Here is a 21774-nt window from a genome sequence, read left to right as displayed (position 1 = left end):
ACCGACACGGGCGCGCATCCGCGCCGGGAGACCCTCATGAAGAACACGCAGAAGCCCTCGACCATGCCGATCCACAAGTACCGGCCGTACCACGAGCAGATCACGGTCGATCTGCCCGACCGCACGTGGCCGACCAAGCGCATCACGACCGCGCCGCGCTGGTGCGCCCGTCGACCTCCGCGACGGCAACCAGGCGCTGATCGACCCGATGAGCCCCGAGCGCAAGCGGATCATGTTCGATCTGCTGGTCTCGATGGGCTACAAGGAGATCGAGGTCGGCTTCCCGAGCGCGAGCCAGACCGACTTCGACTTCGTCCGCAGCCTCATCGAGGAGGGAGCGATCCCGAGGACGTCACCATCCAGGTGCTGACGCAGGCGCGGGACCACCTGATCGAGCGCACGTACGAGTCGATCCGGGGCGCCCGGCAGGCGATCGTGCACCTGTACAACTCCACCAGCGTGCTGCAGCGCGAGGTCGTGTTCCGCAAGGACCGCCAGGGCATCATCGACATCGCCCTGGCCGGCGCGCGCAAGTGCCGCGAGATGGAGGCGTCGGTCCCCGGCACCACCGTCTACTACGAGTACTCGCCCGAGAGCTACACGGGCACCGAGCTCGAGTTCGCCCGCGAGATCTGCGATCGCGTGGTCGAGGTCTTCGAGCCGACCGCCGACCGCAAGGTGATCCTCAACCTGCCCGCGACCGTCGAGATGGCCACGCCCAACGTCTACGCCGACTCGATCGAGTGGATGAGCCGCAACCTGGCGCAGCGCGAGAACATCATCCTGTCGCTGCACCCCCACAACGACCGCGGCACGGCCGTCGCCGCCGCCGAGCTGGGCTACCTGGCCGGCGCCGACCGCATCGAGGGCTGCCTCTTCGGCAACGGCGAGCGCACCGGCAACGTCGACCTCGTCGCGCTGGGCGTCAACCTGTTCACGCAGGGCATCGACCCGCAGATCGACTTCGGCGACATGGACGGCATCAAGCGCACCGCCGAGTACTGCAACCAGCTCGCCGTGCCCGAGCGCAGCCCCTGGGCGGGCGACCTCGTCTTCACCGCGTTCAGCGGTTCGCACCAGGACGCGATCAAGAAGGGCTTCGAGGCCATGGAGGCCGAGGCCGAGCGCACCGGTCGCGGCGTCGACGAGCTGACCTGGGCCGTTCCCTACCTGCCGGTCGACCCGAAGGACCTGGGGCGCTCCTACGAGGCGGTCATCCGCGTCAACTCGCAGTCGGGCAAGGGCGGAGTCGCGTACCTGCTGAAGACCGACCACGCGCTGGACCTCCCGCGCCGCCTCCAGATCGAGTTCTCGGGCGTCGTGCAGGCCAAGACCGACGCCGAGGGCGGCGAGGTCACGAGCGAGCAGATCTGGACGATCTTCCAGGACGAGTACCTGCCCGCTCCCGCGCACCGCGCCGACGAGAAGTGGGGCCGGTTCGAGCTGACCCGCACCAGCACGTCGAGCGACCTGGGCGGCACCATCGCCCTGAACGCGGTGCTGCGCGTCGGCGACGAGATCATCGAGGCGAACGCCTCGGGCAACGGCCCGGTCAACGCCTTCGAGTCCGTGCTGAGCCAGCACGGCGTCGAGGTGCGGGTGCTGGACTACGTCGAGCACGCTCTCAGCGCCGGCGGCGACGCGCTGGCCGCCTCGTACGTCGAGTGCTCGGTCAACGGCCGCACCCTGTGGGGCGTGGGCGTCGACGCCGACATCTCGACCGCGTCGCTGAAGGCGATCGTCTCGGCCGTGAACCGCGCCCTTCGCGAGGAGGCTCCCGACCGCGAGCTGGCGTCCGCCTCCGTCTGACGCGCGTCCGTCCTCCGGCCCCGCCGGGGAACCCCCGCACCGTCCAGGGGCCTGCACCAGCGGGTTCCCTGGGCGGGTCGGGGTTCCTCGGTGCGGGAGACGGGGCTCGGGGCTAGGCGCGGCGGCGCCAGCGGAGGCGCGGCACGCCGCTGAGGGCGCGCTGCTCGGGCAGGCTCCAGCCGTAGCGCACGGCGAGCAGACGGATCAGCGTGGTGACGCCCACGGCGAGCGGCGCGGCGAAGTCGATGAGCATCCCGAAGCGCAGGCCGGTGACGAGGACGGCCGTGCCCGCGGTCGCGGCGACGGCGTAGAGCGAGCCGACGTGCATCAGCGCGATCGGCCGGTTCAGCAGGATGTCGCGGATGACCGAGCCGCCCACCGCCGACACCGTGCCGACGAAGGCGGCCGGCACCTCCGGCACTCCGAGCGCCAGCGCCTTCGTGGTGCCGATCGCGCCGAAGAGGCCCAGGGTCAGGGCGTCGAGGGCGGTGATCGTGCCGTCGACCCGGTTGAGCACGTGCTGGAGCAGCATCCCGACGAGCGAGGCCGTCACCGCGACGATCAGGTACGCGTTGGTGTGCAGGGCCACGAGCGGCGTCTGCAGCAGCAGATCGCGCAGCACACCGCCTCCCAGGCCCGTGGCCGTGCCGATGATCGTCACGCCGAGCAGATCGATGCGGCAGGTCGCGGAACTCGCCCGCGAACATCGCGCCCTGGAGGCGGCCGATGGCGATCGCCAGGAGGTCGGCCCAGGCGGGGATCACGAAGAGGGTGTCGGCCACCGGCCCATCGTTCCACGGGGAGACCGGCCTGTCGGCCCGGCGGCCGGGAGGTTGTCGGTGGCGGGGAGGATAATCGAGGGCATGCCCACCTATCGTGACGAAGCCGTGGTGCTCCGCACGCACAAGCTGGGCGAGGCCGACCGCATCGTGACCCTGCTCTCCCGCGGGCACGGCAAGATCCGCGCCGTCGCCAAGGGCGTCCGCAAGACCGGTTCCAAGTTCGGCTCGCGGCTCGAGCCGTTCATGGTCGCCGACCTGCAGCTCTACGAGGGCCGCAGCCTCGACATCGTCACGCAGGCCGAGTCGATCGGCGCGTACGGCGCTCTCATCGCGGCCGACTACGACTGCTACACCGCGGCGAACGCGATGGTCGAGACGGCTGACCGGCTGACCGACTCCGACGCGTCCCTCCAGCAGTACCTGCTCCTCGTCGGCGCCCTGCGCTCGCTCTCGCGCCGCGAGCACGAGGCGGTGCTCACCCTCGACTCCTACCTCCTGCGCGCACTGTCGATCGCGGGATGGGCGCCGAGCTTCGAGGACTGCGCCCGGTGCGGCGCCCCCGGCCCGCACGGCGCCGTCGTCGTGCAGATGGGCGGCGTCGTCTGCCAGGACTGCACCCCGCCCGGTGCTCCGCGCGTCGCCCCGGAAGTCGTCGTCCTGCTCGGAGCGCTCCTCACCGGAGACTGGGCGCACGCCGAGACGACCGAGCCGTCGACGCGGTCGCGGGCGAGCGGGTCGTCGCCGCCTACACGCAGTTCCACCTCGAACGCGGACTGAGATCACTGGAGCACGTCACCCGATGAAGCCCTTCACGCACAAGGACGCCGAGCCCTACCGCGAGCTCGACTGGACCGGCGTCCATCCGCCCGAGATCCCCCGGAAGGCCGTGCCGGGTCACGTCGCGATCGTGATGGACGGGAACGGCCGCTGGGCGAACGGCCGCGGACTCACCCGCATCGAAGGGCACAAGCGCGGCGAGGCCGCCCTGCTCGACGTCGTGGCGGGAGCGATCCAGATCGGCGTCAAGCACCTCAGCGTCTACGCGTTCTCGACCGAGAACTGGAAGCGCTCGCCCGAGGAGGTGCGCTTCCTGATGGGCTTCAACCGCGACGTCCTGCACCGCCGCCGCGACCGGCTGAACGAGTGGGGCGTGCGCATCCGCTGGGCCGGCCGCAAGCCACGGCTCTGGGCCTCGGTGATCAACGAGCTCCAGTTCGCCGAGAAGCTGACCGAGGGCAACGACGTCCTCACGCTCACGATGTGCGTGAACTACGGCGGCCGCACAGAGATCGCGGACGCCGTGCAGCGTCTCGCGGGCGAGGTGGCCGCGGGCAGAGCTGAAGCCGTCCGGCATCACCGAGAAGACCATCGCCAAGGCGCTCTACGTGCCCGAGATGCCCGACGTCGACCTCTTCGTGCGCTCCTCCGGCGAGCAGCGGACGAGCAACTTCCTGCTCTGGCAGAGCGCCTACGCCGAGATGGTGTTCCTCGACCGGCTCTGGCCGGACTTCTCGCGCACGGATCTCTGGGAGGCGATCGAGCACTACTCCGGACGCTCCCGCCGATTCGGCGGTGCCGTCGACGTGCCGGGAGCGTCGAAATGATCCGCGTCGGCGTCGTCGGCTACGGACTGGCCGGCAGCGTCTTCCACGCGCCGTTCCTGGCGGCCGACCCGGTCTTCGGGATCGTCGCGATCGCCACGTCGAACGCCGAGCGCGCGGCGTCGGCGGCCGCCTCTCATCCGGGTGCGCGCATCGTGCCTGACCTCGAGGCGGTGCTCGCGGAGCGCTCCGGAGCTCGTGGTGCTCGCCTCCCCGCCGTCGGTGCACCGCGAGCAGGCCGTGGCCGTGCTCGAGGCGGGCGTCGCCGTGGTCGTCGACAAGCCGTTCGCGCCGAGCGTCGCCGACGCCGAGGCGATCATCGCGGCGTCCGAGGCGAGCGGAGCGCCGGTGCTCGTCTTCCAGAACCGCCGCTGGGACGCCGACCTCCTGACTCTGCAGCGGCTCCTCGGCGAGGGTGCGCTCGGCGACGTCCTCCGCTTCGAGTCGACCTTCGAGCGCTGGAGCGCTCCGAAGACCGGCCGCTGGCAGGGCGAGATCGGCCCCGAGCAGGGCGGCGGGATCCTCTTCGATCTCGGCAGCCACCTCGTCGACCAGGCGCTGGTCCTGTTCGGGCCGGCCGTGGTCACCGCGGCTGAGACGCGCATCGTGCACCCGGGCGGTGCGAGCGAGGACGATGCGTTCCTCTCGCTGCTGCACGAGAGCGGCGTGCGCTCGCACCTCGCGATGAGCCGCGTCGCCCGCGCCTCCGGTCCGCGGTTCCGCGTGCTCGGCACGACGGCGGCCTTCTCGGTGGACGGTCTGGATCCGCAGGAGAACGCGCTGCGTCACGGAGGCGCCCGCCCCGACGACGCGGACTTCGGCGAGGTCCGCGCCGAGCGTGGGGGCTGCGGAGCGACGACGCCGGATCGCGCGCGGTGCCGAGCGAACGGGGCCGCTACGCCTCCTTCTACGACGGAGTCGCCCGCACCCTGCTCGAGGAGCGCCGCCGCCCGTCGACGTGCACGAGGCCCTGTCGGTCGTCGCCGTGATCGAGCAGGCGCACCGCCTCGCCGCCCGCTGAGCGCCGACGCGCCCGGCGAGGGTGCGGTCTTGGCGATCGGGCGGGGAGGGGGATCCTCGAAGGGTGAGTACTCGGGCCCGTCCGATGACCGCTCTGCGCGAGCGGTTCGCCGGGGCGCGCGGCTATCACAACGCCTGCACCCTCGGCCTGCCGCCACGCGAGAGCGTCGAGGCGCTGCGGGTCGACCTCGACCGCTGGTCGGCGGGGGAGAGCACCGCGGCCGGCTACGGAGTGGTCGCCGAGAGCGCCCGATCGTCGTTCGCGGGGCTCGTCGGCGTGCCGGTGGATCGTGTCGCGATCGGCTCGCAGACATCGGTGATGGCGTCGGTGCTCGCCGGATCGCTGCCCGACGGCGCCCGGGTGCTGTGCGTCGACGGCGACTTCTCCTCCATCGTCTTCCCGTTCCTCGCGCAGGCGCACCGGGGAATCGAGGTCCGCTCGGTGCCGCTGGAGGCGCTGGCCGACTCCGTCGAGCCGGCGGACGACCTCGTCGTGTTCTCGGCCGTGCAGTCGAGCAGCGGCGCGATCGCCGACCTCGACTCCGTGATCGAGGCGGCGGCCCGGTGCGGTGCCCGCACGGCGTGCGACCTGACGCAGGCGGCGGGGGTGCTGCCCGTCGACGCCTCCCGCTTCGACGCGACCCTGACCCACGCCTACAAGTGGCTGTGCTCGCCCCGCGGAGTGGCGTTCCTGACCGTCTCGCCCGAGTACGCGGCCGAGCTCGTCCCGCTGCAGGCCGGCTGGTACTCCGGGGAGGACGTCTGGTCCTCCTGCTACGGACCCGCCATGCATCTCGCCGAGAACGCGCGCCGCTTCGACGTCTCGCCCGCGTGGCAGGCCTTCGTCGGAGCCGAGGCGTCCCTCGCGCTCCTCGGGTCGCTGGACGCCGACGAGGTCTGGCGGCACGCCTCCGGGCTCGGCGATCTGCTCTGCGAGCGGCTCGACCGCGACCCGCAGCACCGAGCGCTCGTCTCGTGGCCCGACGAGGACGGCGCCGATCTCGCCCGTCTGCTGGAGGCGGGCATCCGCGTGTCGGGGCGCGGCGGTCGGCTGCGGGTGGCCTTCCACGTCTGGAACGACGAGTCCGACGTGGACGAGCTGGTCCGGCTGCTGAGGAATAGCAGTGCCGCGGCGCGGTTGTCCTCCACGTGACTGACGCGCAGCCCCATCACCGTCGACATCTGGTCGGACATCGCCTGCCCCTGGTGCTACATCGGCAAGCGGAAGTTCGAGCGCGGGCTGGAGGCGTTCCGCCTCGCCCACCCGGAGGCCCCGAGGTGTCGCTCGAGTACCGCAGCTTCGAGCTGTCGCCCGACACCCCCGAGGACTACCGCGGCGGGGAGGCGGCGTTCCTGGCCGAGCACAAGGGCATCCCCGAGGCGCAGGCCCAGCAGATGCTGGACGACGTCACCGCGATCGCGGCGAGCGTCGGCCTCGACTACCACTTCGAGACGGTCCGGCACGTCAAGACCGTCACCGCGCACCAGGCCCTGCACCACGCCAAGACCGAGGGACTGCAGCTCGAGCTGAAGGAGCGCCTGCTGCGCGCCTACTTCGTCGAGGGCGCGACCTCGCGGATCCCGCCGTGATCGCGTCGCTCGCCGCGGAGGTCGGCCTGGACGAGACCGGCACCGCGCAGGCTCTCGCCGAGCAGCGCCACCTCGCCGACGTGCAGGCCGACATCGCCCAGGCACGCGAGTACGGGATCAACGGCGTGCCCTTCTTCGTGCTCGACGGGCGCTTCGGCGTCTCGGGAGCGCAGGAGCCGCAGGCGTTCACCGAGGTCCTCGAGCACGTCCTCGCGCAGCGGGTGAGCGCCGCGTGAGCGGATTCGAGATGCTCGGCGCGGCGGACGTGCCGGTGTGCGAGGACGGCGTCTGCGCCGTCCCCGCCGTCCCGCCGTCGTCGCTCCGGTCAGCGCGGAGGCTCCTCGACGCTGATGTCGGCCACGGTCGCGCCGTAGGCCGCGATCAGAGCGTCCGCGTCGACGAACGCGCTGCGCCCGCCGGTGCCCGCGCCCATCGCGATCCGCTGCCCGCGGATCCGCTCGTCGGCGAAGACCGGCCACGCGGTGGTGGAGCCGATCGGGGTGATGGTGCCGCGACGGTAGCCGGTGGCCTCGAAGGCCGCCGTCTCGTCGGGCAGGCGCAGCTTGTTCACTCCGGACGACGGCGCGGAGCTTCGGCCACGAGATCTGCCGGCCGCCCGGGATCAGCGCGAACAGCAGAGCGGCGTCGTGGCGCTTCACGACGAGCGACTTCACTATCGTGGCGGGGTCGATGCCCAGGAGCCGCGCCGCCTCCGCGAGGCTGCCCGCCTCCGGTCGGTCGACGACCTCCACGTCCAGGCCGCGCGCTCGCGCATCCTCCTCGAACCGCGCCGGTCCGTCCTCCACAGCGTCGATCGTGCTCATCGTCCGGGTCTCCTCTGCTCGTCCCGCCTTCCCCAACACAGGATCTGGGAGAATCATTACCGATGTCCTCCACTCTTCTGGCCCCACCGCCCGCGCGACCCGCGCCGGCGCTGCGCATCGGCCCCTCGAACTCGACGCGCCGGTCGTCCTCGCTCCCATGGCGGGGATCACCAACACCGCGTTCCGCCGCCTGTGCCGCGAGTTCGGCGCGGGCCTCTACGTGAGCGAGATGATCACCTCCCGCGCGCTCGTCGAGCGCACGCCGGAGTCGATGCGGCTCATCCGCCACCACCCGAGCGAGTCCGTCCGCTCGATCCAGCTCTACGGAGTCGATCCGAAGACGGTCGCCGAGGCCGTCACCATGCTCGTCGCGGAGGACCGCGCCGATCACATCGACCTCAACTTCGGCTGCCCCGTCGCCAAGGTGACCCGCAAGGGCGGGGAGCGGCGCTGCCGTGGAAGCTGCCCCTGTTCCGCCAGATCGTCGAGGGAGCGGTGAAGGCGGCGGGCGACGTCCTGCTCACCGTCAAGATGCGCAAGGGCATCGACGCCGACCACCTGACCTACCTCGAGGCCGCCCGCGCGGCGGAGGGCGCGGAGTCGCGTCGATCGCCCTGCACGCGCGCACCGCATCCGAGTTCTACAGCGGTCACGCCGACTGGTCGGCGATCGCGACGCTCAAGAAGGCGATCACGAGCGTGCCCGTGCTCGGCAACGGCGACATCTGGTCGGCCGAGGACGCGCTGCGGATGATGGCCGAGACCGGCTGCGACGGCGTCGTCGTCGGTCGCGGCTGCCTCGGCCGCCCGTGGCTGTTCGGCGATCTCGCCGCGGCCTTCGCCGGGTCCGACGAGCGCTTCCGCCCGACGCTCGGGCAGGTGGCCGCCGCGTTCCGGCGCCACGCCGAGCTCATCTGCGAGTTCTTCGAGAGGCGAGGAGCGCGGCTGCCGCGACATCCGCAAGCACGTCGCCTGGTACTTCAAGGGCTACCCCGTCGGCGGCGAGCTGCGCGCGCGCATGGCGTCCGCCGAGACGCTCGCCGAGCTCGACGAGCTGCTCGCGCAGCTCGACCCCGAGGTGCCGTACCCGGGCGAGGCCGCCGAGGGGCAGCGCGGTCGCGCCGGATCCCCGAAGGTCCCGTCGCTGCCCGACCGCTGGCTCGAGTCGCGCGAGCTCGACGCCGGTCAGCGCGCCGACGTGTCCGCCGCCGAAGTCCACCACAGCGGTGGATGACCGCGCGCTCTGGGAGTACTCGCTCGTCGATGTCGAGCGGTTCCTGCCGGAGGACCACTCCACCCGCCGCTCCGACTTCGCCCGCGACCGGGCGCGGCTCTTCCACTCCAGCGCGCTGCGCCGCCTCGCGGCCAAGACGCAGGTCCTGAGCCCCACGGCCGGAGTCGACTTCGCCCGCAACCGCCTCACGCACTCGCTCGAGGTGGCCCAGATCGGCCGGGAGCTCGCCACGAGCCTCGACCTCGACCCCGACGTCGTCGACACCGCCTGCCTCGCCCACGACATCGGGCACCCGCCCTTCGGGCACAACGGCGAGCGCGCCCTCAACGCCTGGGCCGACGGCATCGGCGGCTTCGAGGGCAACGCGCAGACGTTCCGCCTGCTCACCCGCCTCGAGCCCAAGGTCTTCGGCGATGACGCGCGGCCGTACGGACTCAACCTGACCCGCGCGAGCCTCGACGCGAGCTGCAAGTACCCCTGGCCCGACACCCGCTCTGTCGCCGACCCGTCCGGGCGGGCCAAGTTCGGCTTCTACGCCGACGACGCGCCGGCCTTCACCTGGATGCGGGAGGGCGCGCCCGAGGGCGTGCGCTGCATCGAGGCGGAGGTCATGGACCTCTCGGACGACATCGCCTACTCGGTCCACGACTTCGAGGACGCCGTCGTCTCGGGCTACATCGACGTCGAAGCGCTCGGCTCCCGGAGCGACCACGACGACCTCGTCGCCTCGATGCACGCCTGGGTGGGCGGCGAGATCGAGCACTCCGAGCTCGTCGCGGCCTTCGACCGTCTCGACTCGCTCGACGTCTGGCTCGACTCCTGGGACGGCTCCCGCCGCGACCAGGCGCGCCTGAAGAACCTGACCAGCCAGCTCATCGGCCGCTTCGCCGCCGCCGCCACCGAGGCGACCCGCGAGGCGTACTCGCACCCCGACCTCGTCCGCTTCGGCGGTCACGTCGTCGTCCCGCGCGAGCAGCAGGCCGAGATCGCCGTGCTCAAGGGCATCGTCGCCACCTTCGTCATGTCGCGGAACACCCGCCAGCCGATCTACGCGCAGCAGCGCGAAGTCCTCACCCGCCTCGCCGACACCCTCCTCGAGCGCGGAGAAGGCGCCCTCGAGCCCGGCTTCGCCGAGGACTGGCGCGCGAGCGACTCCGACGACTCCCGCCGCCGCGTCGTCGTCGACCAGGTCGCCAACCTCACCGACCAGAGCGCCCTGGCGTGGTTCAGAGGTTGTGCCCATAGGGAGCCGGTCCCTGCCCGGCCCCGCGCGGTCGGCTGTGCTCATGAGGAGCCGGTCCCTGCCCGGCTCCGCGCCGTCGGCTCGGGCGGGTGGTCGCGTTCCGCAGAGCGGGGTGCGTTCGCCTAGGGCGATCCGCTCGCACGCGGATCACCCATTCGGCTCGGAGAGGGTCGCCGGGTCGTCCGCTCGCCTCTTGGTGATCGAGTAGGGCGCGCAGCGGCCGTATCGAGATCCGCGGCAGTTCGGTGGCTGGGTCTCGATACGCCCCTGCGGGGCTGCTCGACCAGCAGGTTTCGCTCGTCCGCTCGCCTCTTGGTGATCGAGTAGGGCGCGCAGCGGCCGTATCGAGATCCGCGGCAGTTCGGTGGCTGGGTCTCGATACACCCCTGCGGGGCTACTCGACCAGCAGAAGGAGACGAGAGCGTTTCCGGAGCGGCAGCGCGATAGGCAACGTCTGCTGACAAGGGGTCTAGAGCCTGTCAGCGGTCGAACTCCCTCCTCAACTCATGTTGTGCAGCACACCCCGGCGGCAGCGCCCGAGTGCGCGCCGCCGCGGCCCATCCGAGCCGAACCGGTGATCCGCGTGCGAGCGGATCGCCGTAGGCGGACGTGACCCGCTCTGCGAGTACCCGCACCGTCGAGAAGCCGACCGCGGGGAGCCGGGCAGGGACCGGCTCCGAATGAGTACGGCCGACTGCGCGACGCCGGGCGGGAACCGGCGCCGACGACGGCACAGCCGAACAGGTGATCCGCGTGCGAGCGGATCGCCGTAGGCGGACGGAGGACGCTCCACGGAACCCGCACCGTCGAAAAGCCGACCGCGAGTCGCCGGGCAGGGACCGGCGACTACGATGGACACCGTGCCAGGACGGATTCGACAGCAGGATGTCGAGGAGGTCAAAGCCCGCGTCAACATCGGCGACATCGTCGGCGAGTACGTCACCCTGAAGTCGGCGGGTGTCGGCTCGCTGAAGGGCCTCTGCCCCTTCCACGACGAGCGCAGTCCCAGCTTCCACGTGCGTCCGCAGGCCGGCTTCTACCACTGCTTCGGCTGCCAGGAGTCGGGCGACGTCTACAGCTTCATCATGAAGATGGACCACACGTCGTTCAGCGAGACGGTCGAGCGGCTCGCCGCCCGCGTCGGCATCGTCCTGCAGTACGAGGAGGGCGGCGGTCAGGCCCCCGAGACGGGCGGTCGGGTGCGCCTGCTCGAGGCGAACAGGGCGGCGGAGGAGTTCTTCCGCGAGCAGCTCGCGACTCCAGGCGCCGACGTGGGGCGCCGCTTCCTCGGTGAGCGCGGCTTCGACCGCGCCGCGGCCGACCGCTTCGGCGTCGGCTTCGCGCCCGACGGCTGGGACGGTCTCACGACCGCCCTCAAGCGCCGCGGCTTCTCCGAGACCGAGCTCACCGCCGCCGGCCTCGTCAGCAGCAGCAACCGCGGCGGCGTCTACGACCGGTTCCGCGGTCGGCTCGTCCTGGCCCATCCGGGACGTGACCGGTCAGACCGTCGGCTTCGGCGCCCGCCGCCTCCTCGAGGAGGACAAGGGGCCGAAGTACCTCAACACCCCGAGACGCCCGTCTACCACAAGTCCCAGGTCCTCTACGGGCTCGATCTCGCCAAGCGCGACATCTCGCGGGGCCACCGCGTCGTCGTCGTCGAGGGCTACACCGATGTGATGGCCTGCCATCTCGCGGGCGTGACCACCGCGGTCGCCACCTGCGGCACGTCCTTCGGCGTCGACCACATCAAGGTGCTCCGCCGGGTGCTGGGGGACGACAGCGGAGTCGGCGAGGTCGTCTTCACGTTCGACCCCGACGCGGCCGGCCAGAAAGCGGCGATGCGCGCGTTCCAGGAGGAGCACCGCTTCGCCGCGCAGACGTTCGTCGCGGTCGCTCCCGAGGGGCTCGACCCCTGCGACCTACGGCTGAACCGCGGCGACGACGCCGTGCGACGGCTCATCGACGACAAGAAGCCGATGTTCGAGTTCGTGATCCGCCAGCTGCTCGCGCGGTACGACCTCGAGACGGTCGAGGGGCGGATCGCCGCCCTGCGCGCCGCGGCCCGGTCGTCGCCGAGATCCGCGACCCCGCGCTGCGGCCCGGGTACTCCCGGAGCTCGCGCGGATGCTCGGCCTCGACATGTCGGAGGTCAACTCGGCCGTCCGCTCGGCCGGCTCCCGCCCCCGCTCCTCCGGCTCCCGGGACGAGCGCCGCGAGCCCGAGAGCGCAGCGCCCGAGGCGCCCGCCGGCGCGCGCCTGGCCGACCTCCCGGTCGACGTCGTCACGCGCATCGAGCGCGAAGCGCTGATGGCGATGCTCCAGCTCCCGCAGGCGATGGGCACCGAGCTGCTGGCGCGCGCCGCTCACGCCGCCGTGACCAACGAGACGCTGCGCGTCGTCCGCGACGCCGTCGTCGCCAACCTCGAGCGCGCGGAGGACCGCGACTGGGTCGAGCACGTCGCGAACGACGTCCCCGGCCCGTTCGCCTCGCTCGTCCGCCAGCTCGCCGTGGCGCCGATCCCCGCGGCCGACGAGGCGAAGCTCGCCCGGTACGCGCGCGACGTCGCCGTCTCACTGATCGAGCGCGATCTTCTGCGCGAGATCGCCGAGCTGCGCGGTGCCCTGCAGCGCGCCTCCGCCGATCCCGTGATGTCCCGAGCCGTGCAGGTGCGCCTCGTCGAGCTCGAGCGCGAGAAGCGCGCCCTGCGGAGCGAGTGATCGCCGCCCGCGGCGCGACCGTCACCCGTCCAGGGGCGTGTTGCAGTCGTGTGAAGTTTCGGACCCGGCGGACCCCGCCTGTCCGGAGAGCGCTTCCACATGTGTTACCCATGAACAACAGCACTGCGGGCGCACGCCTCCGCGCGCCCGTGCGCTCACAGGAGACCTGTGCGCCACGCAACCGCGCCACGAGCGCGCCCGCATCGAATCCTTACCAGGAAGAGGTAGACGGACAATGACATCCGCATCCACCCGCAGCGCTCGCGCGCTCTCCGCCGCCGCCGGCTTCGCCGCGGTCGCGATCGTGCTCGCGGGCTGCTCCGCCGGCGGTTCCGACTCGTCCGGCGACAGCGCCGGCGGGGGCACCCTGACCATCGGCACCACCGACAAGATCACGACGCTCGACCCGGCCGGCTCGTACGACAACGGCTCGTTCGCCGTGATGAACCAGGTCTATCCGTTCCTGATGAACACCCCCTACGGCAGCCCGGACGTCGAGCCGGACATCGCCGAGTCGGCCGAGTTCACCGCGCCGACCGAGTACACCGTGACCCTCAAGGAGGGTCTGAAGTGGGCGAACGGCAACGACCTCACCTCCTCCGACGTCAAGTTCACTTTCGACCGCCAGCTCGCGATCGCGGACGCGAACGGCCCGTCGTCGCTCCTCGCGAACCTCGACAGCGTCGCGGCACCGGACGACACCACCGTCGTCTTCACGCTCAAGTCCGAGAACGACCAGACGTTCCCGCAGATCCTCTCGAGCCCCGCGGGCCCGATCGTCGACGAGGACGTCTTCTCGGCCGATGCGCTCACCTCGGACGACGAGATCGTCTCGGGCGAGGCGTTCGCCGGCCAGTACACGATCGCCAACTACGACGTGAACAACCTCATCCAGTACAAGGCGTACGAGGGCTACGAGGGCGTGCTCGGCGCGGCCGAGACCGGCACCGTCAACGTCAAGTACTACGCCGACTCGTCGAACCTCAAGCTGGACATCCAGGAGGGCAACATCGACGTCGCGTTCCGGAGCCTCTCCGCGACCGACGTCGAGGACCTGCGCGGCAACGACGCGGTCAAGGTCGTCGACGGCCCCGGCGGCGAGATCCGCTACATCGTCTTCAACTTCGACACCCAGCCGTTCGGCGCGACGACCCCGGAGGCGGACGCCGCCAAGTCGCTCGCCGTGCGCCAGGCCGTGGCCGACCTGATCGACCGCGAGGAGATCGCCGACCAGGTCTACAAGGGCACCTACACGCCGCTCTACTCCTTCGTCCCCGAGGGACTGACCGGCGCGACCGAGCCCCTCAAGTCGCTCTACGGCGACGGCGAGGGCGGACCGGACGCCGACAAGGCGAAGGCGACCCTCGAGGCCGCCGGCGTCACCGAGCCGGTGAACCTCAGCCTCCAGTACTCGAACGACCACTACGGCCCGTCCTCGGGTGATGAGTACGCGCTGATCAAGGACCAGCTCGAGTCGTCGGGTCTGTTCACCGTCGACCTGCAGACCACGGAGTGGGTCCAGTACTCCAAGGACCGCAGCTCCGACGTCTACCCGGCCTACCAGCTGGGCTGGTTCCCGGACTACTCGGACGCCGACAACTACCTCTCGCCGTTCTTCATCAAGGAGAACTTCCTCGCGAACCACTACGACGACGCCGAGGTCCAGGGGCTGATCGCCGAGCAGGTCTCGACGACCGACGCCGACGCCCGCACCGCGCTCATCGAGCAGATCCAGGAGAAGGTCGCGGCGCAGCTGTCGACCGTCCCTACCTGCAGGGCTCGCAGGTCGCCGTCGTCGGCAGCGATGTCAGCGGCACCGAGGACACGCTCGACGCGTCCTTCAAGTTCCGCTACGCCGCGCTCAGCAAGGGCTGATCCACCCTCCGGCGGTCGGCGCCTCCCCGCTCGGGAGGCGCCGGCCGCCGTTCTCCACGAAAGGCATCACGTGACGACAGCCACGACGGCTGCGGCGACGGCGCCCACCCGGCGACCGCGCGGCTCCGGGGGCGGACTCGGGCGCTACCTGCTCGTCCGCTTCCTGCTCATCATCCCGACCGTCTTCATCCTCGTGACGATGGTGTTCCTGCTCATGCGCACGACGGGCGACCCGATCACGGCCGCCCTCGGCGGCCGCCTGACCGCCGACCAGCTCGCCGAGCGCGTGGCGGCGGCGGGCTACGACCGCCCGCTGATCGTGCAGTACTTCGAGTACCTCGGCCAGCTGCTCACGGGCGACTTCGGCACCACCCTCAGCGACAACCGCCCCGTCACCGAGGTGCTGCTCACCTACGGAGCGGCGACCGTCGAGCTCGCGTTCTACGCGCTCCTCGTCGCGTTCCTCGTCGGCATCCCGCTGGGCATGCTCGCGGCCTACCACCGCGACCGCACGCCCGACGCGGTGCTGCGCATCTTCGCGATCCTCTGCTACGCCACTCCGGTGTTCTTCGCGGGTCTGCTGCTCAAGCTCGTCTTCGCGGTCTGGCTGAAGTGGTTCCCGGTCGCCGGACGCGCCTCGACCAGCACCGAGCTGTCGCTGCAGTTCCTCGAGAACAAGACCGGCATCTATCTGATCGACGCGTTCCAGACCGGCGATCCGGCCGCCGTGTCGGACGTGCTCTCGCACGCCGTCCTGCCCGCCGTCGCGCTGGGCCTGCTGACCGCGGGCATCTTCCTCCGGCTCGTGCGCACCAACGTGATCGGCACCCTGGGCACCGACTACGTCGACGCTGCGCGGTCGCGCGGAGTGGGGAGTTCCGCCTCGTCCGCACGCACGCCTACCGGCCTGCGCTCATCCCGATCATCACGGTGATCGGCCTGCAGATCGCCCTCCTGCTGGGCGGAGCGGTCCTGACCGAGACCACCTTCGAGTGGAAGGGCCTCGGCTTCCAGCTGGCCGAGTACCTCCAGGCCCGCGACTTCGTCGCCGTGCAGGGCATCGTCGCCCTGCTGGCCGTGATCGTGGCGCTGACCAACTTCATCGTCGACGTCATCGCGGCGCTCATCGACCCGCGAGTGAGGTACTGAGCATGAGCACCACCACCGCCTCCGCCGCGCGACCGCGGCGCCGCCTCGTCGACCGCCTGCCCGTCGTGCACCAGCTCCGCCAGAGCGTGGGGCTGCAGCGCGGGATGCTCGTCACGGGCCTCGTCATCACGGGTGCGTTCCTCCTGGTCGCCCTCTTCGCTCCGCTGATCGCGCCCTACGGCTACTCGCAGCTCCGCTCCGACAGCGGATCCTTCGGCGCTCAGCAGCCGCCCAGCGCCGAGCACCTGCTCGGCACGACGGTCGGGGGCTACGACGTCCTCAGCCGCGTGCTCTGGGGAGCGCAGACCGCCTTCCTCGTGATCGTCGTCGCCGTCGTGCTCTCGATCTTCGTCGGCGTCTTCCTCGGCCTCGTCTCGGGCTACCTCGGGGGCTGGCTCGACCGGGTCCTCGTCGTGGTCTGCGACGCGATCTACGCCTTCCCGACCCTCCTGCTCGCGATCGTGATGTCGATCGTGATCTCGGAGCGGGCAGTCGAACCTGTGGGCCGGCATCTTCGCGGCCGCCGTCTCGATCACGGTCGTCTACATCCCGCAGTACTTCCGAGTGATCCGCGCCGAGACGGTGCGGATCAAGGGCGACGCCTACGTCGAGTCCGCGAAGGTCGTCGGAGCCTCGACGAGCCGCATCATGTTCCGGCACGTGCTGCGGAACGCGACGCGGACCCTCCCGTTGATCTTCACCCTCAACTCCTCCGAGGCGATCCTGACCCTCGCCGGCCTGGGCTTCCTCGGCTTCGGCATCGAGCCGACCTCGGCGGCCGAGTGGGGCTACGACCTCAACAAGGCGCTCTCGGACGTGACGAGCGGCATCTGGTGGACCTCCGTCTTCCCGGGCCTCGCCATCGTCCTCGTCGTGCTGGGCATCACGCTCGTCGGCGAGAGCCTGAACGATCTCGCCGACCCGCGCCTGCGCGGTCGGCGCGCGGTGGCCGCCGGTTCCGGCGACGTGGCCGCGACGTCCGTCGTCCCGGGCGGCGTGCTCGCCGCGGACGGCCTGGAGACGCCGGGGCACGACCCCGTCGCCGGAGTGGAGGGGACGCGATGAGCGACCAGCGGCCGATCGTCGACATCAGCGACCTCGAAGTCGCCTTCGCCAGCGACAGGGGCGCCGTGCGCGCCGTCGCCGGGGTGAGCCTCCGCGTCGAGCGCGGCGAGGTGCTCGCCATCGTCGGCGAGTCCGGCAGCGGCAAGACGGTGACGGCGAAGACGATCCTCGGCCTCCTGCCCGAGACGGCGACAGCCTCGGGCGTCGTGCTGCTCTCGAAGAAGGACGGCAGCTCCTCCACCGATGTCGTCTCGGTGCCGAAGGCGCGCCTGCGCGAGATCCGCGGCACCGACGTCGCGATGGTGTTCCAGGAGCCCTCGACGGCGCTCAACCCGGTGTTCACCGTGGGCTGGCAGATCGCCGAGGGGCTGCGCGCCCACGGCAGCGTCTCGAAGAAGGAGGCGCGCGCCCGGGCGATCGACGTGCTGCGCACCGTCGGCATCCCGGAGCCGGAGAAGCGGGTCGACTACTACCCGCACCAGTTCTCGGGCGGGCAGAAGCAGCGCGTCGTCATCGCGATGGCACTCGTGCTCGATCCCGGCCTCATCGTCGCCGACGAGCCGACCACCGCGCTGGACGTCACGGTGCAGGCCGAGATCCTCGACCTCCTCCGCCGCTGCCGCGACGATTTCGGCACCTCCATCGTGCTGATCACCCACAACATGGGCGTGGTCGCCGATCTCGCCGACCGCGTCGCGGTGATGTACCAGGGCGAGCTGGTCGAGGAGGCGCCCGTGGCCGAGCTCTTCGCCTCGCCGAAGGCCGACTACACGAAGAAGCTGCTCGCCGCTGTGCCGCACGTGGGCCAGGGCGTCGCTCGCGCGAAGGACCGCGCCATCGAGCGCGCGAGCCGGCCCCAGGCCGAGGTCCTGGTCGAGGCCGACGACCTGCGGATCCAGTACCCGGGCCGCCTGGGCCGCGCCGGCTTCGTCGCGGTCGACGGCGTCTCGTTCCGCATCCGCGCCGGCGAGGTCCTCGGACTCGTCGGCGAGAGCGGCTCGGGCAAGACGACGATCGGGCGGGCGATCGCCGGCCTGACGACAGTGACCGGCGGATCCCTGCGCGTGCTCGGCAAGGAGATGCGCGGCATCCGCGAGCGCTCCTTCCGCCCGGTGCGGGGTGACATCGGCTTCGTCTTCCAGGACCCGGCGTCGAGCTTCAACCCGCTGCTCACCATCGCCGAGTGCGTCGCCGAGCCGCTCGTCGTGCACCGGAGGTTCCCCGACGCGGGGTCGGCCAGGACCCGCGTCGACGAGCTCCTCGAGGCCGTGCAGCTGCCGAAGTCGTACGGCGACCGCTACCCGCACGAGCTCTCGGGCGGCCAGCGCCAGCGCGCGAGCCTCGCACGGGCGCTGGCGCTGCAGCCCAAGCTGCTGATCGCCGACGAGCCCACCTCGGCGCTCGACGTCTCGGTCCAGGCGCGCGTGCTCGGGCTCTTCTCGGAGCTGCAGCGGGAGTTCGGCTTCGCGTCGCTCTTCATCAGCCACGATCTCGCGGTCGTCGATCTGCTCGCGGACCGGATCGCCGTGCTCTATCGTGGCGAGCTCGTCGAGGAGGGCACGGGCGAGGAGGTCCTCTCGGCGCCGAAGCACCCGTACACGCAGCGCCTGCTCGCCTCGCTGCCCGTTCCGGATCCGGCTGAGCAGGCCGAGCGCCGCGAACTCCTGCGCAGCATCACGCGGGCGGAGCGCGACGCGTGAGCACCCCGGCCGCGCCGATCGTCGTCGACGATCTCAGCGTCGAGTACCCGCCCCGCGGCATCAGCCGGCGCTGGACGGCCCTGCGCGGCATCAGCCTCCGGGTGGAGCCGGGGGAGGTGCTCGGGATCCTCGGTGGCAGCGGCTCGGGCAAGTCGACGCTCGCCCGCGTGCTGGGCGGCGACGGGCTCGGCAGCGACGGCGACCGCGCGCGCCCGGTCATCACCGGCGGCGACGCGACCGTAGCCGGTCACGGCCTGCGCCACCTGCCCGCCCGCGAGGTCAAGCGCTTCACGTTCGACGTGGCCTACCTGGCGCAGGACGCCGGAGCGACTCTCCGCCCCGAGCTGACCGTGTCCGAGCTGATCGCCGAGCCGATCTACCTCCGCGATCGCCGCTACGACCCCAAGAGCGCCGCGGTGCGCGTGGCCACACTGCTCGATTCGGTGCATCTGCCCCTGTTCCTGCTCGACCGCTTCCCGTACGAGCTCTCGAGCGGGCAGCGGCAGCGCGTCGCGATCGCGCGGGCACTCGTCCTCGGACCCAGGGTGCTCGTCGCCGACGAGCCCACCTCGGGCATCGACGCGACGGTCCGGGAGTCGATCGTCGACCTGCTCGCCGATCTGCGCCGCCAGGAGGACTTCGCGGCGGTCGTGGTGGGCCACGACATCGACGTCCTCAGTCGGGCGACCGACCGCATCGCGGTCCTCGTCGGCGGGGAGGTGGTCGCCTACGGCCCGCTGCTGGAGGTGCTGACCGAGTCGCGCCACCCGTACGTGCAGGAGCTCGGCGCCGCCTTCGCCGAGTACGAGCGCTTCGACGCCACCCGCGCCCAGCGCGTCGCTCCGGCCGAGGAGGTCCTGTGACCGCGCCGCGCGTCGCGGTCCTGCCGCGCTCCAAGGACGTCTTCACCCGCGCGATCCGGGAGGGCGGCGGACGCGTCGTCGACCTGGACGACGCCCCCGACGTCCTCCTCTGGCTCTCGTACGGGCGCACGCAGGAACTCGAGGACGTGCTCGCCGAGCACCCGACGATCCGCTGGGTGCAGCTGCCGTGGGCGGGGGTCGACGCCTTCTCGGAGGTGCTGCAGCGCGCCGCGCGGCCGGGACTCGCCTGGACGAGTGCGAAGGGCGCCTACTCCGAGCCGGTGGCCGAGCACGCCCTCGCGCTGACGCTCGCGCTGCTGCGCTCCCTGCCGGAACGGGCGCGGGCGGAGTCGTGGGGCGCGAAGCACGCCACGACGCTCCACCGGGCCCGGGTCGTCGTCGTCGGAGCGGGCGGCATCGCCACGGAGCTCCTGCGGCTCCTCTCGGTGTTCGACGCCCGCGTGAGCGTCGTGCGACGCAGCCCCGAGCCGATGCCCGGTGCGGAGCGGACCGTGACCGCGGACCGCCTGGCCGAGGTCGCGACCGAGGCCGACGTGCTGGTGCTCGCCGCCGCCGCCACTACCGGGACGAGGCGTCTCGTCGATGCCGAGCTGCTCTCGCGGCTGCCGGCCCGCGCCGTCCTCGTCAACATCGCCCGGGGCACGCTGGTCGACACCGACGCCCTCGTCGCCGCGCTGGCCGAGGGACGTCTCGCCGGCGCAGCCCTCGACGTGACCGATCCGGAGCCGCTGCCGGACGGGCACCCGCTCTGGACCGAGCCGCGCTGCCTGATCACCCCGCACACCGCCGACACCCCGGAGATGACCGCTCCGCTACTCGCGGAGCGCGTCCGCGCCAACGTGGCGGCGTTCGCCGCGGGGAGGACCTGCTGGGATCGGTCGACCCGGAGGCGGGCTACTGACCTCCGCTCCTCTCGATTTGGTCTTCACGCAGAGTTTGCTAAAGTAGACGTGCGCTGATCGCCTCCGGGTGGTCGGATGATCCTCGATAGCTCAATTGGCAGAGCAATCGGCTGTTAACCGGTAGGTTCTTGGTTCGAGTCCAAGTCGGGGAGCGAAGGGCCTGGGACTCCACTCTCAGGTCCTTTCTTTTGCCCTGGTGGGTCGTCCCGCGCTCCGGCGGCGGGTGTCCCGTCGCCGATCGGAGGCGCGATGCGCGAGGACGTCCTCGGCCTCCTGCGTCGCCGGCCCGACGTCGAGGCGCCGTCCCTCGTCGCCGTCGACGCGACTGACCGGCTCCTCCTCGGGCTCCTGGAGCAGAGCTCGCAGGTCGCCGTCGTGCAGGACGCCTACGGAGCGCTGACGCTCTCCCTGGCCGCCGAGGGGATCGCGGTCCGCAGCGTGCAGGACTCCGTCACCGCCGAGCGGGCGCTCGACGAGAACGCCCGGATCGTCCGCGAGGCCGGCATCGAGCTCGCCCCGTTCACCGTCGTCGACTCGGTCGCCGACGCGGTGCGCGGGAGCGACGCCGTCCTCCTCCGCCTGCCGCGCTCGCTCGACGCGCTCGCGGCGATCGCCGCCGGCACCGCGCTCTCCGCTCCCTCCGCGCCCCTGATCGCAGCGGGCCGCATCAAGCACATGACGCACGGCATGAACGAGGTGCTGCGCACGCGCTACGAGCGGATCGACGTGAGTCTCGCGCGTCAGAAGTCGCGGGCGCTGCTCGCGAGCGCCGCGCACGCCGTGCAGCCGCCCGCTCCTGCAATGCAGCGCCGTTGGCTCGACGAGCTCGACCTGGAGGTCGTCGCCGTCGCCGGAGCATTCGCGGGCGCCCGGCTCGACATCGGCACCCGCGCCCTCCTCGCCGCCCTCGACACCGCGGCCCTCCCGGGAGGCACTGCCGTCGATCTCGGCTGCGGCACCGGCATCCTGGCCTCCGTGCTCGCCCGATCGCGCCCCGACCTCGACGTCGTCGCCACCGACACGTCCCGCGCGGCGACGGAGTCGGCCCGCGCCACCGCCGAGGCGAACGGACTGCGCGTCCGTGTCCTCCGCGACGACAACGCCTCCACGCTCGATGCGGGCTCGGTCGACGTGGTCGTCTGCAATCCGCCGTTCCACTCGGACGGAGCGGTCACCGACCTGGTCGCACGCCGCATGATCCGCGCGGCCGGACGCCTCCTCCGACCGGGCGGCGAGCTCTGGACCGTCTTCAACTCCCACCTCGCCCACCCCGCCGAGCTGCGCCGGTCGGTGGGTGCCACCTCGGTCGTCGCGCGCGACGGCAAGTTCACCGTGACGCGATCGGTCCGGGCGACCGGACGCTGAGCGCAAGCCCCGTC

The 21774-nt window shown here is 71.7% G+C and carries 8 protein-coding genes, 1 tRNA gene and 12 pseudogenes; 19 read left to right on the top strand and 2 right to left on the bottom strand.

The annotated features are described in order from the left end of the window. Positions 1-36: 36 nt before the first annotated feature. Positions 37-1809, top strand: a pseudogene (gene leuA / locus AC0CII_RS06930) (2-isopropylmalate synthase). Between the two features lie 112 nt (positions 1810-1921). On the opposite strand, the gene AC0CII_RS06925 reads toward leuA, so the two are convergent. Further along, positions 1922-2470: a trimeric intracellular cation channel family protein gene (locus AC0CII_RS06925; protein ID WP_465228949.1), complete on the bottom strand. Its 549-nt coding sequence runs from the start codon at positions 2468-2470 to the stop codon at positions 1922-1924. A 202-nt stretch (positions 2471-2672) separates the two neighbouring features. Between AC0CII_RS06925 and recO the strand changes: the two are divergent. From recO to AC0CII_RS06890, 7 genes and pseudogenes are all read left to right on the top strand, one after another. Continuing rightward, positions 2673-3394 (top strand): annotated as a pseudogene (gene recO, locus AC0CII_RS06920) (DNA repair protein RecO). Next, positions 3391-4195 (top strand): annotated as a pseudogene (locus AC0CII_RS06915) (isoprenyl transferase). The pseudogenes recO and AC0CII_RS06915 overlap by 4 nt, the downstream one beginning before the upstream one ends. Next, positions 4192-4314, top strand: a pseudogene (locus AC0CII_RS06910) (oxidoreductase); the annotation flags it as partial. The pseudogenes AC0CII_RS06915 and AC0CII_RS06910, both read left to right, overlap by 4 nt. Before the next feature lie 22 nt (positions 4315-4336). Beyond that, positions 4337-4927: pseudogene (locus AC0CII_RS06905) on the top strand (Gfo/Idh/MocA family protein); the annotation flags it as partial. Positions 4928-5030: 103 nt separating this feature from the next. Beyond that, entirely contained in the window at positions 5031-5213 is a 183-nt protein-coding gene (locus AC0CII_RS06900; RefSeq protein WP_465228948.1) for a hypothetical protein, read from the top strand. Positions 5214-5297: 84 nt separating this feature from the next. Beyond that, a complete protein-coding gene (locus tag AC0CII_RS06895) occupies positions 5298-6365 on the top strand; it encodes an aminotransferase class V-fold PLP-dependent enzyme (RefSeq protein WP_465228947.1) in 1068 nt (355 codons plus the stop codon). Further along, positions 6362-7038, top strand: a pseudogene (locus AC0CII_RS06890) (DsbA family oxidoreductase). Before AC0CII_RS06895 ends, AC0CII_RS06890 begins: the two are co-directional and overlap by 4 nt. An 89-nt stretch (positions 7039-7127) precedes the next feature. Here the strand turns inward: AC0CII_RS06890 and AC0CII_RS06885 are convergent. Then, positions 7128-7626 (bottom strand): annotated as a pseudogene (locus tag AC0CII_RS06885) (aminoacyl-tRNA deacylase). 62 nt (positions 7627-7688) lie between these two features. On the opposite strand from AC0CII_RS06885, the pseudogene dusB reads away from it, so the two are divergent. The 11 genes and pseudogenes from dusB (at position 7689) to AC0CII_RS06830 (ending at position 21760) form a co-directional block, all read left to right on the top strand. Beyond that, positions 7689-8859 (top strand): annotated as a pseudogene (gene dusB, locus AC0CII_RS06880) (tRNA dihydrouridine synthase DusB). Continuing rightward, a complete protein-coding gene (locus AC0CII_RS06875; protein WP_465228946.1) occupies positions 8852-10228 on the top strand; it encodes a deoxyguanosinetriphosphate triphosphohydrolase in 1377 nt (458 codons plus the stop codon). Before dusB ends, AC0CII_RS06875 begins: the two are co-directional and overlap by 8 nt. Positions 10229-10953: 725 nt before the next feature. After that, positions 10954-12820 (top strand): annotated as a pseudogene (gene dnaG, locus AC0CII_RS06870) (DNA primase). A gap of 235 nt (positions 12821-13055) precedes the next feature. After that, positions 13056-14695 (top strand): annotated as a pseudogene (locus AC0CII_RS06865) (ABC transporter substrate-binding protein). A gap of 70 nt (positions 14696-14765) precedes the next feature. After that, a pseudogene (locus AC0CII_RS06860) lies at positions 14766-15844 on the top strand (ABC transporter permease). Between the two features lie 2 nt (positions 15845-15846). Continuing rightward, positions 15847-16909: pseudogene (locus tag AC0CII_RS06855) on the top strand (ABC transporter permease). Continuing rightward, positions 16906-18609, top strand: coding sequence for an ABC transporter ATP-binding protein (locus tag AC0CII_RS06850; RefSeq protein ID WP_465228945.1), 1704 nt, complete (start codon positions 16906-16908; stop codon positions 18607-18609). Before AC0CII_RS06855 ends, AC0CII_RS06850 begins: the two are co-directional and overlap by 4 nt. Continuing rightward, positions 18606-19472, top strand: a complete 867-nt coding sequence (locus tag AC0CII_RS06845) for an ATP-binding cassette domain-containing protein (protein WP_465225666.1) — start codon at positions 18606-18608, stop codon at positions 19470-19472. The genes AC0CII_RS06850 and AC0CII_RS06845 overlap by 4 nt, the downstream gene beginning before the upstream one ends. After that, positions 19469-20452, top strand: a complete 984-nt coding sequence (locus AC0CII_RS06840; RefSeq protein ID WP_465228944.1) for an NAD(P)-dependent oxidoreductase — start codon at positions 19469-19471, stop codon at positions 20450-20452. Before AC0CII_RS06845 ends, AC0CII_RS06840 begins: the two co-directional genes overlap by 4 nt. 22 nt (positions 20453-20474) lie before the next feature. Further along, positions 20475-20547: transfer RNA gene (locus AC0CII_RS06835), tRNA-Asn, on the top strand. 97 nt (positions 20548-20644) lie between these two features. Then, positions 20645-21760: a class I SAM-dependent methyltransferase gene (locus AC0CII_RS06830; RefSeq protein WP_465225668.1), complete on the top strand. Its 1116-nt coding sequence runs from the start codon at positions 20645-20647 to the stop codon at positions 21758-21760. Positions 21761-21774: the final 14 nt, after the last annotated feature.

The organism is Rathayibacter sp. AC182, assembly GCF_979253875.1.
The sequence above is the reverse complement of the archived record's forward strand: the minus strand, read 5'-3'. Positions and strand labels throughout refer to the sequence as shown.

Bases quoted from the DNA above. Each gene is read 5' to 3' on its own strand.
- AC0CII_RS06895 (WP_465228947.1), top strand. From the start codon at position 5,298: ATGACCGCTCTGCGCGAGCGGTTCGCCGGGGCGCGCGGCTATCACAAC.
- AC0CII_RS06850 (WP_465228945.1), top strand. From the start codon at position 16,906: ATGAGCGACCAGCGGCCGATCGTCGACATCAGCGACCTCGAAGTCGCC.
- AC0CII_RS06830 (WP_465225668.1), top strand. From the start codon at position 20,645: ATGCGCGAGGACGTCCTCGGCCTCCTGCGTCGCCGGCCCGACGTCGAG.